This window comes from Streptomyces sp. NPDC058289 (assembly GCF_042880975.1).
Classification (GTDB): domain Bacteria; phylum Actinomycetota; class Actinomycetes; order Streptomycetales; family Streptomycetaceae; genus Streptomyces; species Streptomyces stoeckheimensis.
Window position 1 is genome coordinate 42,605 of record NZ_JBHVYI010000011.1, and the last position, 15,439, is coordinate 58,043.

15 protein-coding genes and 1 pseudogene are annotated in these 15,439 nt (G+C 70.9%); 12 read left to right on the plus strand and 4 right to left on the minus strand.

The features are described from left to right. Nucleotides 1-12: 12 nt before the first annotated feature. Nucleotides 13-450 (minus strand): hypothetical protein, encoded by a 438-nt coding sequence (locus ACFVX6_RS07930; protein WP_243340142.1) that lies wholly within the window; start codon nt 448-450, stop codon nt 13-15. Between the two features lie 292 nt (nt 451-742). Here ACFVX6_RS07930 and hemL point away from each other — a divergent pair, with 292 nt between their 5' ends. The 7 genes from hemL (at nt 743) to ccsB (ending at nt 8,595) form a co-directional block, all read left to right on the plus strand. Then, the gene (hemL, locus tag ACFVX6_RS07935; protein ID WP_250741000.1) at nt 743-2,065 is read left to right on the plus strand and encodes a glutamate-1-semialdehyde 2,1-aminomutase; all 1,323 of its coding nucleotides are present in this window, start codon (nt 743-745) and stop codon (nt 2,063-2,065) included. Then, nucleotides 2,062-2,772: a histidine phosphatase family protein gene (locus ACFVX6_RS07940; protein ID WP_389689085.1), complete on the plus strand. Its 711-nt coding sequence runs from the start codon at nt 2,062-2,064 to the stop codon at nt 2,770-2,772. The genes hemL and ACFVX6_RS07940 overlap by 4 nt, the downstream gene beginning before the upstream one ends. Before the next feature lie 166 nt (nt 2,773-2,938). After that, on the plus strand, nt 2,939-4,171 hold the full coding sequence (locus ACFVX6_RS07945) for a hypothetical protein (RefSeq protein ID WP_389689234.1): 1,233 nt from the start codon (nt 2,939-2,941) through the stop codon (nt 4,169-4,171). 88 nt (nt 4,172-4,259) lie between these two features. Next, nucleotides 4,260-4,895: a TlpA family protein disulfide reductase gene (locus ACFVX6_RS07950; protein ID WP_389689087.1), complete on the plus strand. Its 636-nt coding sequence runs from the start codon at nt 4,260-4,262 to the stop codon at nt 4,893-4,895. Nucleotides 4,896-4,899: 4 nt separating this feature from the next. Continuing rightward, nucleotides 4,900-5,697 (plus strand): cytochrome c biogenesis CcdA family protein, encoded by a 798-nt coding sequence (locus ACFVX6_RS07955; RefSeq protein ID WP_389689089.1) that lies wholly within the window; start codon nt 4,900-4,902, stop codon nt 5,695-5,697. Between the two features lie 13 nt (nt 5,698-5,710). Continuing rightward, nucleotides 5,711-7,504 carry a cytochrome c biogenesis protein ResB gene (locus ACFVX6_RS07960; RefSeq protein WP_389689091.1) on the plus strand — a complete coding sequence of 598 codons (1,794 nt, stop codon included), beginning with the start codon at nt 5,711-5,713 and terminating at the stop codon, nt 7,502-7,504. Further along, nucleotides 7,504-8,595 carry a c-type cytochrome biogenesis protein CcsB gene (gene ccsB, locus ACFVX6_RS07965; RefSeq protein ID WP_389689236.1) on the plus strand — a complete coding sequence of 364 codons (1,092 nt, stop codon included), beginning with the start codon at nt 7,504-7,506 and terminating at the stop codon, nt 8,593-8,595. The genes ACFVX6_RS07960 and ccsB overlap by 1 nt, the downstream gene beginning before the upstream one ends. A 90-nt stretch (nt 8,596-8,685) precedes the next feature. Here the strand turns inward: ccsB and ACFVX6_RS07970 are convergent, their stop codons facing one another. Beyond that, nucleotides 8,686-9,126: a MarR family winged helix-turn-helix transcriptional regulator gene (locus ACFVX6_RS07970; RefSeq protein WP_389689238.1), complete on the minus strand. Its 441-nt coding sequence runs from the start codon at nt 9,124-9,126 to the stop codon at nt 8,686-8,688. A gap of 217 nt (nt 9,127-9,343) precedes the next feature. On the opposite strand from ACFVX6_RS07970, the pseudogene ACFVX6_RS07975 reads away from it, so the two are divergent. Then, a pseudogene (locus ACFVX6_RS07975) lies at nt 9,344-9,523 on the plus strand (cupin); the annotation flags it as partial. Nucleotides 9,524-9,532: 9 nt separating this feature from the next. Here the strand turns inward: ACFVX6_RS07975 and ACFVX6_RS07980 are convergent. Continuing rightward, nucleotides 9,533-11,044, minus strand: coding sequence for an MFS transporter (locus ACFVX6_RS07980; protein WP_389689093.1), 1,512 nt, complete (start codon nt 11,042-11,044; stop codon nt 9,533-9,535). 125 nt (nt 11,045-11,169) lie between these two features. Between ACFVX6_RS07980 and ACFVX6_RS07985 the strand changes: the two genes are divergently transcribed. After that, nucleotides 11,170-12,081 (plus strand): LysR family transcriptional regulator, encoded by a 912-nt coding sequence (locus tag ACFVX6_RS07985; protein WP_389689095.1) that lies wholly within the window; start codon nt 11,170-11,172, stop codon nt 12,079-12,081. 15 nt (nt 12,082-12,096) lie between these two features. On the opposite strand, the gene ACFVX6_RS07990 is transcribed toward ACFVX6_RS07985, so the two are convergent. After that, nucleotides 12,097-12,396, minus strand: a complete 300-nt coding sequence (locus tag ACFVX6_RS07990) for a PLD nuclease N-terminal domain-containing protein (protein WP_389689097.1) — start codon at nt 12,394-12,396, stop codon at nt 12,097-12,099. A 117-nt stretch (nt 12,397-12,513) separates the two neighbouring features. Between ACFVX6_RS07990 and ACFVX6_RS07995 the strand changes: the two genes are divergently transcribed. From ACFVX6_RS07995 to mqnP, 3 genes are read left to right on the plus strand one after another with little or no spacing between them, the layout of a single operon-like run. Then, nucleotides 12,514-13,971 (plus strand): menaquinone biosynthesis decarboxylase, encoded by a 1,458-nt coding sequence (locus ACFVX6_RS07995; protein ID WP_327305209.1) that lies wholly within the window; start codon nt 12,514-12,516, stop codon nt 13,969-13,971. Continuing rightward, nucleotides 13,968-14,438, plus strand: a complete 471-nt coding sequence (locus ACFVX6_RS08000) for a hypothetical protein (protein ID WP_389689099.1) — start codon at nt 13,968-13,970, stop codon at nt 14,436-14,438. Before ACFVX6_RS07995 ends, ACFVX6_RS08000 begins: the two co-directional genes overlap by 4 nt. Then, a complete protein-coding gene (gene mqnP, locus ACFVX6_RS08005) occupies nt 14,435-15,361 on the plus strand; it encodes a menaquinone biosynthesis prenyltransferase MqnP (protein ID WP_389689101.1) in 927 nt (308 codons plus the stop codon). The genes ACFVX6_RS08000 and mqnP overlap by 4 nt, the downstream gene beginning before the upstream one ends. The last annotated feature ends 78 nt before the right edge of the window (nt 15,362-15,439 follow it).

Below are 15,439 nucleotides of genomic sequence, written 5' to 3' on the forward strand. Positions count from 1 at the left end.
CGATGCCCTGGGCTACGGCCAGACCAGGCAGTACGGCTGGTGCCCCGCTTCGTGGAGGCGATGGCTGAAATCCTGCCACTCGTGGAGCAGCTGGTAGACGTTGAAGGCGTCGCGGGGGCCGCCGCGGTCGGGGACCGTGGACCAGATGAAGGCGGCGGCGCCGACCGACTCCTCGCCGATGCCGCGCAGCGGGTCGACGACCGTCATCGGGAGTTTCACGACGGCGTAGTCGGGGTGGAGGACGACGAGCTCCAGTGGGGGCACCTTGTGCAGGGGTATGCCCTCGATGCCGGTCAGGACCATCGCCGCGACGGTCTCCGGCTTGATCTTGGAGAACATGCCGCCCATGCCGAGCTCGTCGCCGCCCAGCTCCTCCGGCCGCATCGTCACCGGGACGCGCGCGGCCGTGGCCCCGTCGGGGGCGCCGAAGTACTTGTACGTCACGCCCATGCCGCGGCCCCTGGGGAGGCCGTCGGGGTCCTGCGTGGGGCCCGGTACGGGTTCTGCCGCGTCCGTGGCGCGACGGCGGTGCTTGCCGCGGCGCCGTTCGCGGGCGCGCTGCGGGTCCAGGCCGTCCGTGCCCTCGCCCGGTCCACCACCGCGTTGCATATCTCCACCCGACTGGTCTTGCCTGCCCCGGCCCCGTGACCCCCGCCACGCAGCCTGATCATCATGGCAGTGACCTCCCCCGGGGCGGCGCGGTGAAACGCCCGTCCGCAAGTCAGTCGCGGCCTCTGAGACCATGGCTGGTGTGAGCTACCCGTACCCGTATGAAGCCAAAGTCTCGCAGACTCTCTTTGACCGCGCGTCCCTCGTGACGCCTGGCGGCGTGAACTCCCCCGTGCGCGCCTTCCGCGCCGTGGGCGGAACGCCCAGGTTCATGGTGTCCGGTACCGGTCCGTACCTGACCGATGCCGACGGGCGCGAGTACGTCGACCTCGTCTGCTCGTGGGGGCCGATGATCCTCGGCCACGCCCACCCGGCCGTGGTGGAGGCCATCCAGGCCGCCGTCGTCCGCGGCACCTCCTTCGGTACCCCCGGTGAGGGGGAGGTCGCGCTCGCCGAGGAGATCGTCGCGCGCATCGAGCCCGTGGAGCAGGTCCGGCTGGTGTCCTCGGGCACCGAGGCGACCATGTCCGCGATCCGCCTCGCCCGCGGGTTCACCGGCCGCGCCAAGATCGTGAAGTTCGCCGGCTGTTACCACGGTCACGTGGACTCGCTGCTGGCCGCCGCCGGCTCCGGGCTCGCGACCTTCGCGCTGCCGGACACCCCCGGGGTGACGGGCGCGCAGGCCGGGGACACGATCGTGCTCCCCTACAACGACCTCGAAGCGGTCCGGGCGGCCTTCGCCGCGCACCCCGGCGAGATCGCCTGTGTGATCACCGAGGCAGCGCCCGGCAACATGGGCGTCGTGACCCCGGGGGAGGGCTTCAACCAGGGGCTCGCCGACCTGTGCCGGGCGAACGGCGCCCTGTACATCTCCGACGAGGTCATGACGGGTTTCCGTACCTCGCGCGCCGGTTGGTACGGCGTGGACGGGGTCAAGCCCGACCTGATGACCTTCGGCAAGGTCATGGGCGGCGGCTTCCCGGCCGCGGCGTTCGGCGGCCGGGCGGACGTCATGGGCCACCTCGCGCCCGCGGGTCCCGTCTACCAGGCGGGCACGCTCTCCGGTAACCCGATCGCGACGGCCGCCGGTCTGGCGCAGCTGCGGCTGCTGGACGAGGCGGCGTACGAGAAGGTCGACGCGGTGTCGCTCCAGATCCAGGGGCTGGTCACCGAGGCGCTCACCAAGGAGGGCGTCGCGCACCGGCTGCAGACCGCCTCGAACATGTTCTCCGTGTTCTTCACCGAGGACGAGGTCCGCAACTACGACGACGCGAAGAAGCAGGAAGCCTTCCGCTTCAACGGCTTCTTCCACTCGATGCTGGCGCAGGGCGTCTACCTGCCGCCGTCGGCGTTCGAGTCGTGGTTCGTGTCCACCTCGCACGACGACAAGGCGATCGAGCGCATCGCGGCCGCCCTGCCGGCCGCCGCCCGGGCCGCCGCGGAGGCCACCGCATGAGCAACGGAACCAGCACCGGAGCCCGTGGCGAAGGCAACGAGGTGACCGTCGTCCACGTGGTCCGCCACGGCGAGGTGCACAACCCGGACGGGGTCCTCTACGGCCGCCGCGCCGGCTACCACCTCTCCGAGCTGGGCCGCAAGATGGCCGACCGGGTCGCGGAGCACCTGGAGAACCGGGACGTGACCTACGTCGTGGCCTCCCCGCTGGAGCGGGCCCAGGAGACGGCCGCGCCGATCGCCAAGTCGCACGGGCTGGACCTGGCGACCGACGCCCGCCTCCTCGAGGCCGGCAACGTCTTCGAGGGCAAGACCTTCGGGGTCGGTGACGGCGCGCTGCGCAAGCCCGCGAACTGGAAGCACCTGACGAACCCGTTCAAGCCGTCCTGGGGCGAGCCGTACGTCGAGCAGGTCGTGCGGATGATGAGCGCGATCGAGACCGCCCGTGACGCGGCCCGCGGTCACGAGGCGGTGGCGGTCAGCCACCAGCTGCCGATCTGGATCGTACGGAGCTTCGCGGAGAAGCGGCGGCTGTGGCACGACCCGCGCCGCCGCCAGTGCACGCTGGCCTCGCTGACCTCGTTCACGTACCAGGGCGACACGCTGGTGTCGGTGGGCTACAGCGAGCCGGCCCGGGACCTGGTCCCGGCGCACCTCCTCGCGGGGGCGAAGCCGGTGAAGGGCAAGTCCAAGGCGTTCGGCGCCTGAGTCCCGGCCGGGCGGTACGGACGACCGGGCCCGGTCCCTCTGGGGCCGGGCCCGGTCGTTTGTGCTTGGTCAAGACTCGGCCTTATTTCATATAAGTTGCCCGACGCGCCCGTGTCGCTCTTACGCTTCATCGAAATGTCCGTTTGTATGACATTTCATGAGCGATATGCGCGGCTTCAGCCGAAGAGGAGTGCTCGGACTCGGACTTGGGGCTGCCGCGGCGGCCGGCGTCGCCGGGTGCAGCGTCGGCGGTTCGCCCGACGCGGGCAACCCCGGACCGGTCAACCCGTCGGGCACCCCGCAGCCCACCGCCCCGGCGGTCAAGCCCATCGGCGACGGGTCCACCGCCGACACCGGGCCGCAGCCGCACCAGCCGGCCGCCCCCGTACCCCTCCAGCCGGGCGAGACCCCGCCCCAGTTCGTGGTGTTCAGCTGGGACGGCGCGGGCGAGATCGGCAACGGCCTATTCCCCCGCTTCCTCAAGCTCGCCAAGGACCACGGCGCGGCGATGACCTTCTTCCTCTCGGGCATCTACCTGCTCCCCGAGTCCAAGAAGGACCTCTACAAGCCCCCGAACAACCCCGTCGGCGCCTCCGACATCGGGTACCTCAAGGACGAGAACGTCCGCAACACCCTCAAGTACGTGCGCGAGGCCTGGCTCGACGGCCACGAAATAGGCACCCACTTCAACGGGCACTTCTGCGGCGGCTCCGGCTCGGTCGGCAAGTGGACCCCGGAGGAGTGGCAGAGCGAGATCGACCAGGCCGTGTCCTTCGTCACCAACTGGCGCACCAACACCGGCTGGACCGACCTCGAACCGCTGCCCTTCGACTACCGCAAGGAGTTGATCGGCGCCCGCACCCCCTGCCTGCTCGGCCAGGACAACCTGCTGCCCACCGCCCAGAAGCTGGGCTGGCGCTACGACTCCAGCTCGCCCGGCGGCCTCCAGCAGTGGCCGGTCAAGCGCGGCGGCCTGTGGGACCTGCCGCTGCAGTCGCTGCCCTTCCCCGGGCATTCCTTCGAGGTGCTCTCGATGGACTACAACATCCTTGCAAATCAGTCCAAAAACACCACCAAGGGCGTCCCGTCCAACTACCCGGCCTGGCGCACCCAGGCCACCGCCGCCTACCTGGGCGGATTCAAGCGGGCCTACGAGAGCAACCGTGCGCCCCTCTTCATCGGCAACCACTTCGAGGAGTGGAACGGCGGCATCTACATGGACGCCGTCGAGGAGTCCCTCAAGGGAATGGCGGACAAAAAGGACGTACGCCTCGTATCCTTCCGGCAGTTCACCGACTGGCTGGACGTCCAGGACCCCAAGGTGCTGGCGAAGCTGCGCACGCTCGGCCCCGGCCAGGCACCGACCGGTGGCTGGGGCACGTATCTCACGACGGTCTGACCGGCCCCCGGTCAGCACCTGACCAGCGGCTTAGCAGACCCCCGGGGGGTGCGGAAGATCCGCAAACCGCACATGCGAAACTTTTCACATGAGCCTTAGCCGCGCCCCCCGCCGCAGCCGCTCGACCAGCGGCCGCGCCATCCTGCTGACCGCGGTGACCCTCGCGAGCGCCCTCACCCTCACGGCGTGCACCGACGGCGACGGCGGCAGCAAATCCTCCGGTTCCGCCGGCGGCAACTACGTGGTGGGCGCCGGCGGCATCTCCACCGTCGCCAAGGACAAGCGCACGGACGCCCCCAAGCTCGACGGCGAGACCGTGGACGACAAGACGCTGGACACCACCACCCTCAAGGGCAAGGTCGTCGTCCTCAACGTCTGGGGTTCCTGGTGCCCGCCGTGCCGGGCCGAGGCCCCGTACTTCGCGAAGGTCTCCAAGGAGCTGGAGGCGGCCGGGCAGCCCGTCGCCTTCGTCGGCATCAACACCCGCGACAACACCAAGCAGAACGCGGCCTCCTTCGAAGAGACCTACGGGATCACCTACCCGAGCCTCTTCGATCCGGACGGCAAGCTGATGCTCCGGTTCCCCAAGGGCACGCTCAACATGCAGGCCATCCCCTCCACGCTCATCCTCGACAAGGACGGCAAGATCGCCGCCCGCACCCTGGCCGCGGTCAACGAGGCGCAGCTGCGCTCGATGATCGAACCGCTCCTCGCGGAGAAGTGACCTCGTGGTCACCGCACTCTCCGCCCTCTCGGGGGCCGTCCTCGCCGCCGAACCGGCCACCGGCGTGAACACGACCGTCCTCAACGGCGCGCTGCTGCTCGCCCTGCCGATCGCCCTGCTCGCCGGGCTGGTCTCCTTCTTCTCGCCCTGCGTGCTGCCGCTCGTCCCCGGTTACCTCTCCTACGTGACCGGCGTCGGCGGAGCCGACCTCGCCGAGGCCCGGCGCGGGCGGATGCTGGGCGGCGCGAGCCTGTTCGTCCTCGGCTTCACGTCCGTGTTCGTCTCGACCGGCGCGCTGTTCGGCTACTTCGGACAGACCCTCGACGCGAACAAGGAAGTCATCTCCCGGGTCCTCGGCGGGCTGGTGATCCTGCTCGGGCTGTTCTTCATGGGCGCCATCCCCGGTCTGACGATGCGCGAGTTCCGCTTCCACAAGAAGCCGGCGGTCGGCCTGATCGGCGCGCCCGTGCTCGGCGTGCTCTTCGGCCTCGGCTGGACCCCCTGCATGGGCCCGACCCTCGCCGCCGTCGGCACCCTCTCCATCGACCAGGCGACCGCGGGCCGCGGCGCGCTGCTGACCGTGGTCTTCTGTCTGGGGCTGGGGCTGCCGTTCATCGCCACCGCGCTCGCCTTCCGCAAGGCGCTCGGCGCTTTCGGCTGGGTGAAGAAGCACTATGCATGGGTGATGCGGATCGGCGGCGGCATGCTGATCGTGACCGGTCTGCTGCTCGTCACAGGAATCTGGAGCAGCATCGTCAGCGACATGCAGAGCTGGACCAGCGGCTTCACGGTGGGGATCTGAGGACTACACGGACATGAGTACGACCGACAAGGCGTCCACCGAGGCGCCGCACGATGCCCCGGAGTCCGAGGATTCCGCTTCCGCCGAGGCCGCTGCCTCCACCGAAGCCGAGGCCTCCGCCGAGGCGGCAGCCGGCGCGCAGCTGTCCACCGCCCCCCTGGAGGACGCCCCCGGCGGCCCCGTGGGCATCGGGGTGCTCGGCTGGGCCCGCTGGTTCTGGCGGCAGCTCACCTCGATGCGGGTGGCGCTGATCCTGCTCTTCATGCTGTCCCTGGGATCGATCCCGGGCTCGCTGATCCCGCAGAACCAGGTCGACCTGATGAAGGTCGCCGCCTGGAAGAAGGAGCACGCCTCCTGGGTGGGCGTCGCCGAGAAGCTCCAGCTCTTCGACGTCTACAGCTCGGTGTGGTTCTCCGCGATCTACCTGCTGCTGTTCATCTCGCTGATCGGCTGCATCCTGCCGCGCTCCTGGCAGTTCGTCGGCCAGCTCACCGGCCGGCCGCCGGCCGCGCCCAAGCGGCTGAACCGGATGCCCGCGTACACGACGTGGCGCACGGACAGCTCCCCGGACGAGGTGCTCGCCTCCGCGCACGGCCTGCTCGGCCGCCGTCGCTTCCGTACGGAGACCGGCGCCGGATCGGTCGCGGCCGAGAAGGGCTATCTGCGCGAGGCCGGGAACCTGATCTTCCACGTGGCGCTGATCGTCATGCTGATCGCCTTCGCCTGGGGCCAGTACTTCAAGTCCGAGGGCGGCAAGCTCGTCCTGCGCGGCAAGGGCTTCTCGAACACGCTCACCCAGTACGACGACTTCAAGGCCGGCGGCCTCTTCGACCCCGACGACCTGCCGCCCTTCTCCTTCACCCTGGACAAGTTCGACGCGACCTTCGAGCGCACGGGCCCGCAGAAGGGCACCCCGCGCGACTTCAAGGCGTACGTCACCTTCAGCAACGGTGCGCACGGCAAGCCCGAGAAGCGCGAGATCCAGGTCAACAAGCCGCTGGAGGTGGACGGCTCCAAGGTCTACCTGCTCGGCCACGGCTACGCGCCGGTCATCTCGGTGACCGACTCCACCGGCAAGGTGATCTACAAGGACGCCGTGCCGATGCTGCCGCAGGACGGCAACCTCACCTCCACCGGCGCCATCAAGGTCACCGACGGCTACAAGGACAAGGACGGGAAGACGACGCAGCTCGGCTTCGCCGCGATGTTCGTGCCGACCTTCGCGGGCGCCGGCCAGGGCACGATGTTCTCGCAGTTCCCGGAGCTGGACTTCCCGGCGCTCGCGCTGAACGCGTGGCACGGCAGCCTCGGGGTGGACTCGGGCCTGCCGCAGAACGTGTACCAGCTGGACACCTCCAAGATGGAGCAGTTCAAGACCGAGGACGGCCAGCCGCTCGCGAAGCGGATGCTGCCCGGGGAGAGCATGGAACTGCCCGGCGGCCAGGGCACCGTGAAGTTCGAGGGCATCGAGCGCTGGGCGACCTTCTCGATCACCCACCAGCCCGGCAGCGGTCTCGCGCTCGCGGGCGCCATCGCCGCCATCGCCGGACTCGCGGGCTCCCTGTTCATCCAGCGCCGCCGGATCTGGGTGCGCGCGGTCCGCGGCAAGGACGGCGTGACCGTCGTCGAGATGGCGGGCCTCGGCCGCAGCGAGTCCGCCAAGCTGCCGGAGGAGCTGGCGGTCCTGGCCGGCGCGCTCCACGAGCAGGCGCCGAGCGCGGCGCCCGCGCCACCTGTCGCCGATACCGAACCCGAACCTGCCGAACCTGCCGAAGAAGCCGAAGAAGTCGAAGGGGAGCGCGCGTGATGCAGCTCGCGGCCGCAGCCAACGAGAGTCTGGCTCACCTCAGCAACAACCTGATCTACGCGTCCATGGCGGTCTACACCCTCGCCTTCTTCGCCCACATCGCCGAGTGGATCTTCGGCAGCCGCAGCAAGGTGGCCCGTACGGCCGCCGCGCTCACCAACTCCGGGGCAGCATCCGGGGCCGCGTCCGCCGCCCCCGCCGTCCAGGTGCGGAGCAAGGGCAGCACTGCCGTCCTCGACAAGCCCAAGGTGGTCACGCGCAGCGCCGCCGGCAGCCGTGACGTCCCGGACGGCCCCGGCGCGGCCGGCGGCACCGTCCAGGGCGACCTGTACGGGCGCATCGCGATCTCGCTGACCACCCTCGGCTTCCTGCTCGCGGCGGGCGGGGTCGTCGCCCGCGCGATGTCGGTGGAGCGCGCCCCCTGGGGCAACATGTACGAGTTCTCGATCACCTTCTCCACGGTGGCCGTCGGCGCGTACCTGCTGCTCCTCGCGCTGAAGAAGAACGTCCGCTGGCTCGGCCTGTTCCTGGTCACCACGGTCCTGCTGGACCTGGGCATCGCCACCACCGTGCTCTACACGGACAGCGACCAGCTCGTCCCCGCGCTGAAGTCGTACTGGCTGCTGATCCACGTCTCCACCGCGATCATCTGCGGTGCGGTCTTCTACATCGGCGCGGCCGGCGCGGTCATGTACCTCTTCCGCGACTCCTACGAGGCGAAGCTCGCGCGCGGCGAGAAGCCGGGCAAGTTCGCCACGTCGGTCTGGGAGCGCTTCCCGTCGGCGGCCTCGCTCGACAAGTTCTCGTACCGCATCAACGCGGCCGTCTTCCCGCTGTGGACCTTCACGATCATCGCGGGCGCGATCTGGGCCGGCGACGCGTGGGGCCGCTACTGGGGCTGGGACCCCAAGGAGGTCTGGTCCTTCGTGACCTGGGTGGCGTACGCCTGCTACCTGCACGCCCGCGCCACCGCCGGCTGGAAGGGCCGCAAGGCCGCGTACCTCGCGCTCTTCGCGTTCGCCTGCTGGATCTGGAACTACTACGGCGTGAACATCCTGCTGAGCGGCAAGCACTCGTACGCGGGCGTCTGACCCGCAGGACCGCAGGACCGATGGCCGGAGGGGCCGGGCAGCCGAAAGGCGGCCCGGCCCCTCCGGCGTTTTTGATCCGGCGCCGCCGCGTCACCAGACCGGGCGCAGCGGCGGGAGGGGGCCGTCCCCGTTCAGGGTGTGGACCAGGCGGCCCAGTTCGGTGCGCAGGGCGCCGAGGTCGACGCTGCCCCGGCCGAGCTCGGCCTCCAGCTCGTGCAGGACCCGGCCGGCGCCCCCCAGGTGGGCGTTCGCGGCCTCCGTCAGGACCACCAGCTTGCGCCGGCCGCCCTCGGGGTGCGGGGTGCGGCGCAGGTAGCCGCGCCGCTCCAGGTCGTCGACGAGCTGCCCGGCGGCCTGCTTGGTCACCCCGAGCCGTTCGGCGAGCTCGGTCGCGGTGGCGCCGGAGGCCCCCAGGGCCTGGAAGGCCATGCCGTGCAGGGGGCGCAGGCCGTCGGCGTACCCGGCCTCGTCGAGGCGGCGGGTGAACTCGCCGAGGAGGAGCTGGAAGCCGAGGCCGAGGAGGAAGGCCAGCTCGATGCCGGGCTCGGCCCCGGGCTCGGTGTCCGGTTCGGCGCGCTCGTCGTTCTGGTGGGGGTGGGTCACGGAAACATGGTGACACAGGTGAGTCAAGCTGCTTTACTCGCATGAGTAAAGCAGCTTGACTCACCCTGCCGGAGAAAGCGAAGGACCCGCCTTGCGCGTCATCACCCCGTCCCACGACCACGTCATCACCACCCCGAACGCGACCATGACCGGCTACGCCTCCCCCAGTCGGGGCAGCGCCGAACTGAGCACCTGGCACGCCGCCATCCCCGCCGGGATCACCGGCCCCGAGCACTCCGTCAGCCGCGAGCAGGTCTGGACGGTGACCGTCGGCGCGCTGGACGTCACCTGCGGCGGCCGGACCGAGAAGGTCGCCGCAGGTGAGGCCGTGGTGCTACCCCCGGACGTCCTGCGCCACGTCCACGCCCTGGCGGACACCGAGGTGTACGTCGCCATGCGCGCCGACGGCCTCGTCTCCGTCCCCGGCACCGAGGGCACCCGGCCCCTGCCCTGGGCGGTGTGAGCCCCGCCGGAGCCCCGGCAGGCTGACGGCCGCGGCCACCAGGACGGCCGCGAAGGGGACGAGCAGCGCCGCCCGGAACCCCTCCAGGGCGTCGGCGGCGCCGGCCGCCACCCCCGTCACACCGGCCAGCCCGAGCGCTGCGCCGAACTGGAACGCCGTGTACAGCAGCCCGCCCGCCAGGCCCTGCTCCTCCTCCGCGACCCCCTCGGTGGCGACGATGGTCAGCGGCCCGTAGACCAGGGCGAAGGCGAGCCCGAGCAGGAGCAGGCCCGGCAACATGAGCAGGTAGGACCAGTCGGCGCCCAGCGGCAGGAACAGCCCGTACGCCAGCGCCGCCAGCAGCAGGCCGGCGAAGATCAGCCGGCCGTTCCCGTACCGCGTCACCAGCTTCGGCACCACGGTCGGCGAGAGGACCGCGTCGATCCCGATCACCAGCATCGCGAGGCTGGTCTGCAAGGTGGACCAGCCGCGCAGTTCCTGGAGGTAGAGCACCACCAGGAACTGGAAGCCGAAGAACGCGGCCGAGAACAGGAGCGCCGCCGCGTTGGCCCGCAGCAGCCCGGGCGAGCGCAGGATGCCGAGCCGGACCAGCGGCTCGGCCGTGCGCCGCTCGACGAGGGCGAACGCCCCGAGCAGCGCCAGCCCCGCCACCGCGGGCAGCGCCGCGAGCTCCTCCACGCCGAGGACGAGCAGCACGACGCCCCCGGTCACGAGCACCCCGCCCCACACGTCGATCCGGCCCCGCTCCCGGCGCGCGTCCGACGGTGCGGTCGGTGCCTTCGGCGACTTCGGCGACTTCGGTGACGTCGGTGCCTTCGGTGCCTTCGGTACGAAGGCCAGTGCGCCCGCCAGGATCAGCGCGGCCAGCGCCACGGGAGCGAAGAACACCCAGCGCCAGTCCACCGAGGCGAGCAGCCCGCCCGCGACCAGCCCGACGGAGAAGCCGGCGGCGGCCGTGCCCGAGTACACGAGCAGCGCCTTTTCCCGCTGGGGCCCCTCGTCGAAGCCGGTGGTGATGATGGAGAGCCCTGCCGGGGTCATGAAGGCGGCGGCGACCCCGGTCACGAAGCGGGCGACGATCAACTGCCAGCCCTCGGTGGCGAGCCCGCCGAGCCCGGAGAAGAGCAGGAACACCGTCAGCCAGCCGATGAACATCCGGCGGCGTCCGAAGAGGTCGGCCGCGCGGCCGCCGAGCAGCATGAAGCCGCCGTAGCCGAGCACGTAGGCGCTCATCACCCACTGGAGCGCGCCGGTTTCGAGGCCGAGTTCGGCGCGGATGGACGGCAGGGCCACGTTCAGCATCGCGACGTCGATGCCTTCGAGGAAGATGGCACCGCACAGGACGAGCAGGACGCCGAGCCGGCGCCCGCGGATGGTGTGCATGGAAGGACCTCGCAGTACGGAGGGAGGAAGGGAGAAGGAGGGAAGAGCGGGAAGTTGCCGGCTCAACCACCCTCGCCCGCCGCCCGTACGGGAACAACGGCGAAGACCTCAACGTTCGTTCAGCCATGCCTACCGATCGCGATGAGCTGGACTGCTTCCTGATCCTGGCCGAGGAACTGCACTTCGGCCGGACCGCCGAGCGCATGCTGCTCTCCCGGGCCCGCGTCAGCCAGCTCGTACAGCGGCTGGAGCGGCGCGTCGGAGCCCGGCTCTTCCTGCGCACCAGCCGCAGCGTCGCCCTCACCTCGCTCGGAGCCCAGCTCCGCGCCGACCTGGAACCCCACCACCGCGCCATCGCCGCCGCCCTGGACCGGGCTGCGGCGACGGCCCGCGCGGCGGACGGGGTGCTGCACGTCGGCTTCACCACCCCGCCCGCCGGCGAACTCGTCCTGCGCGCTGCGCAGGCCCTGCGCACCACGCACCCCGGCCTCAGCGTCGAGGTGTGCGAGGTGCCGCTCTCCGACCCGTACGGGCAACTGCGCGGCGGCGCCTTCGACGTGGCCTTCGCCGAGTTCCCGGTCCGCGAACCCGATCTGGGGGAGGGGCCGACCCTGTTCACCGAGGCGCGGGCGCTGGCCGTGGCCGCCGGGCATCCGCTGGCCGGGCGGGACTCCGTGACGCTGGAGGAGCTGGCGGGGGTCGCGCTGCTGGCCGTGGCCGGGGACCTGCCCGGGTACCTGCGCGAGCACCAGGCCCCGGCGCGCACCCCGGGCGGGCGGCCGATCCGGCGCGGCCCGGAGGTGACGAACCTTCAGGAGGCCCTGATGCTGGTCGCCGCCGGTCAGGGCGCCCTGCTGACCTCGGCCCACGCCGCGGCGTACCACGCCCGGCCTGGCGTCACCCACGTGCCCGTGGCCGACGCCGAGCCGGTCGGGTACGGGCTGGTCTGGCGCGCGGGCGAGGACACCGGCGCCGTACGGGCCTTCGCGCAGGCGGCGCAGCGGGCGGCGGCGCGGGCGGGCACGGGAGCCCCGTAGGGCCGGGGCCGGGGCCTACTCCTTGTCCTTCTCCTTCTCGTCCCGCTCCTCGCGCAGGGACTTCAGGAACTCCGGGTTGTCATCGGGGGCCACCCACGTGCGGCGGCCCTGTCGCGGCCGGCCGGCGCCGCCGGGCACCCGCTTCTTGCCCGCGAACAGCCACACCACCGGACCGACGATCGAGAAGAGCAGGATGATCAGGACCCAGACGACCTTCGGAAGGTGCTTGACCTCTTCTTCCGGCGTGTTCAGGCAGTCGATGAAGGTGTAGATGGTCAGCGCGATGATCAGCAGGAACGGCAGATAGCGCAGCACGGTGTGGGACCGACCCCCAGAAGAACGGTGCGGACCGGACAGGTCCGCCGTGGACTCTTCCAGGGTAGAGGCCCCGCCGCGGTTCGGGCTCTGAGCGGGGATGCCACAATTGCCCCCATGGCTTACGACGATCTCCGCTCGCTGCTCCGGGCCCTTGAGCGGGAGGGCGACCTCAAGCGCATCAAGGCCGAAGTGGACCCGTACCTAGAGGTCGGGGAGATCGTCGACAGAGTGAACAAGGCGGGCGGACCCGCGCTGCTCTTCGAGAACGTCAAGGGCTCGGCGATGCCGCTGGCCATGAACGTCTTCGGGACCGACCGGCGACTGCTGAAGGCCCTCGGGCTGAAGTCGTACGCCGAGATCAGCGAGAAGATCGGCGGCCTGCTCAAGCCGGAGCTGCCGCAGGGCTTCATCGGCGTCCGCGAGGCCTTCGGCAAGCTCGGCTCGATGGTGCACGTGCCGCCGAAGAAGGTGAAGGGCGAGTCCGCGCCCGTCCAGGAGGTCGTCCTCACCGGCGACGACGTGGACCTGGACCAGCTGCCGGCCCTCTTCACCTGGCCCAAGGACGGCGGATCCTTCTTCAACCTCGGCCTCACGCACACCAAGCACCCGGAGACGGGCGTGCGCAACCTCGGCCTGTACCGCCTCCAGCGCCACGACAAGCGCACCATCGGCATGCACTGGCAGATCCACAAGGACAGCCGCAACCACTACGCGGTGGCCGCGGCGCGCGGTGAGCGGCTGCCGGTCGCGATCGCCTTCGGCTGCCCGCCGGCCGTGACGTACGCGTCGACCGCGCCGCTGCCGGGCGACATCGACGAGTACCTCTTCGCCGGGTTCGTGGCGGGCAAGCGGATCGAGATGGTGGACTGCAAGACGGTCCCGCTCCAGGTCCCGGCCCACGCCGAGGTGGTCATCGAGGGCTGGCTGGAGCCCGGGGAGACGCTTCCCGAAGGCCCCTTCGGCGACCACACCGGCTTCTACACCCCGCAGGAGCCGTTCCCCGCGCTGAAGATCGACTGCGTGACGATGCGGAAGCGTCCGCTGATCCAGTCGATCGTCGTCGGCCGGCCGCCGACGGAGGACGGCCCGCTCGGGCGCGCGACGGAACGCTTCTTCCTGCCGCTCCTCAAGATCATCGTCCCGGACATCGTGGACTACCACCTCCCCGAGTCGGGCGGCTTCCACAACTGCGCGATCGTCTCGATCGACAAGAAGTACCCGAAGCACGCGCAGAAGGTCATGCACGCCATCTGGGGCGCGCACATGATGTCGCTGACCAAGCTGATCATCGTGGTGGACAAGGACTGCGACGTCCACGACCTCCACGAGGTCTCCTGGCGGGCGCTCGGCAATACGGACTACTCCCGCGACCTCACCGTCGTGGAGGGCCCGGTGGACCACCTGGACCACGCCTCCTACCAGCAGTTCTGGGGAGGCAAGGCGGGCATCGACGCCACGAAGAAGCTGCCGACGGAGGGCTACACGCGGGACGGCGGCTGGCCTGACATGGTCGAGTCCGACCCGGCGACCGCGGCCCTGGTGGACAGCCGCTGGAAGGAGTACGGCCTGTGAGCGACATCGAGACGGGTGGCCCCGCCCTCTTCATCGGGACCGACACGGTCTACGTGGCCCTGGTGCGCCCGGAACTCGACCCGGCCGATCCGGGCGTCCGCGAGGCCGCCGAGCAGGCGGGCGTCTCGCCCGAGGAGTTCGCGGGGCCCGGCAACGTCTGGGCGCTGATGCTCGACGAGGACGGCGAGGGCGACGGCTTCGAGCTGCCCGGCGCGCGGGACATCGAGGCGGACGACTTCGCGGAGCAGCTCCAGCGCGCCCTGGCGTCCGCCGAGCCGTTCACCGTCGAGGCCGGGAACTTCCTGCGCCTGGAGGCGAGCCCGTCCGCCGCCGTCACCTGGCAGCTGACCGCCCACGTCACCCCGCCCGAGGGCCACGACGCGGGCCCGTGGACCCTGGAGCTCGGCCCCCTCCACACGGCGGACCTGCTGGCCGACCTCGAAGACTTCCGGAGAAGCCTCGCATGATGACGACCGCCGACGAACTGCTCGGCTCGTCCGGCCCGGCGCCGCAGCCGGTCGGCAAGGTGAAGGCCTTCCTGCGGCTCGTGATGATCGAGCACTCGGTCTTCGCGCTGCCCTTCGCCTACATCGCCGCGCTCACCGCCATGTACACGCTCGATGAGCGGATGCACTGGACCGAGCTGCTGCTCGTCACCGTCTGCATGGTGGGGCTGCGGACCTTCGCGATGGCCGCCAACCGGATCATCGACCGGGAGATCGACGCACGGAACCCGCGGACCGCCGGGCGCGAGCTGGTGACGGGCGCCGTCTCGGTCCGCTCCGCGTGGACCGGCGCCGGGATCGCCCTCGTCGTGTTCCTGGGCGCGGCGGCGCTGCTGAACCCGCTCTGCCTGATGCTGGCGCCGATCGCCGTCGTACCGATGGTGGTGTACCCGTACGGGAAGCGGTTCACGAACTTCCCGCATGCGATCCTCGGCATCGCCCAGGCGATGGGCCCGGTCGGGGCCTGGATCGCGATCACCGGCGAGTGGTCCTGGGACGCGGTGATCCTCGGCCTCGCGGTGGGCGTGTGGATCGGCGGCTTCGACCTGATCTTCGCCTGCCAGGACGTGGCCGCTGACCGCGCGGAGGGCGTCAAGTCCGTCCCGGCCCGCTTCGGCATCCCGGCCGCCCTGTGGGGCGCGCGCGGCGCGCACGTCGTGACCACGGGCCTGCTGGCCTGGTACGCGGTGGCGACGGACGCGGGCTGGCTGTTCTGGCTGGGCCTGCTGATCGTCGTGGCCGCCTTCGTCTACGAGCACACCATCGTCACGCCCCACGACCTGTCCCGCCTGAACCGCGCCTTCTTCACGGTGAACGGTTTCATCGGCATGGCCCTGTTCGTGTGCGCGCTGGCGGACCTGGTGGTGCGGGGGCTGTCGCTGTAACTCGATCGTGTGTGCCCTGCCGGAACCGGCGGTTCGCGACCTGCCCCGGTGGCTAGCGTGCGGCATACCATCGAGTGC

Coding starts and splice junctions, on each gene's coding strand:
- ACFVX6_RS07950 (WP_389689087.1), top strand. CDS start 4,260: ATGAGCCTTAGCCGCGCCCCCCGCCGCAGCCGCTCGACCAGCGGCCGC.
- ACFVX6_RS07945 (WP_389689234.1), top strand. CDS start 2,939: ATGCGCGGCTTCAGCCGAAGAGGAGTGCTCGGACTCGGACTTGGGGCT.
- ACFVX6_RS07930 (WP_243340142.1), bottom strand. CDS start 450: ATGGGCGTGACGTACAAGTACTTCGGCGCCCCCGACGGGGCCACGGCC.
- ccsB (WP_389689236.1), top strand. CDS start 7,504: ATGCAGCTCGCGGCCGCAGCCAACGAGAGTCTGGCTCACCTCAGCAAC.
- ACFVX6_RS07980 (WP_389689093.1), bottom strand. CDS start 11,044: ATGCACACCATCCGCGGGCGCCGGCTCGGCGTCCTGCTCGTCCTGTGC.
- ACFVX6_RS07940 (WP_389689085.1), top strand. CDS start 2,062: ATGAGCAACGGAACCAGCACCGGAGCCCGTGGCGAAGGCAACGAGGTG.
- ACFVX6_RS07985 (WP_389689095.1), top strand. CDS start 11,170: ATGCCTACCGATCGCGATGAGCTGGACTGCTTCCTGATCCTGGCCGAG.
- ACFVX6_RS07960 (WP_389689091.1), top strand. CDS start 5,711: ATGAGTACGACCGACAAGGCGTCCACCGAGGCGCCGCACGATGCCCCG.
- mqnP (WP_389689101.1), top strand. CDS start 14,435: ATGATGACGACCGCCGACGAACTGCTCGGCTCGTCCGGCCCGGCGCCG.
- hemL (WP_250741000.1), top strand. CDS start 743: ATGGCTGGTGTGAGCTACCCGTACCCGTATGAAGCCAAAGTCTCGCAG.
- ACFVX6_RS07995 (WP_327305209.1), top strand. CDS start 12,514: ATGGCTTACGACGATCTCCGCTCGCTGCTCCGGGCCCTTGAGCGGGAG.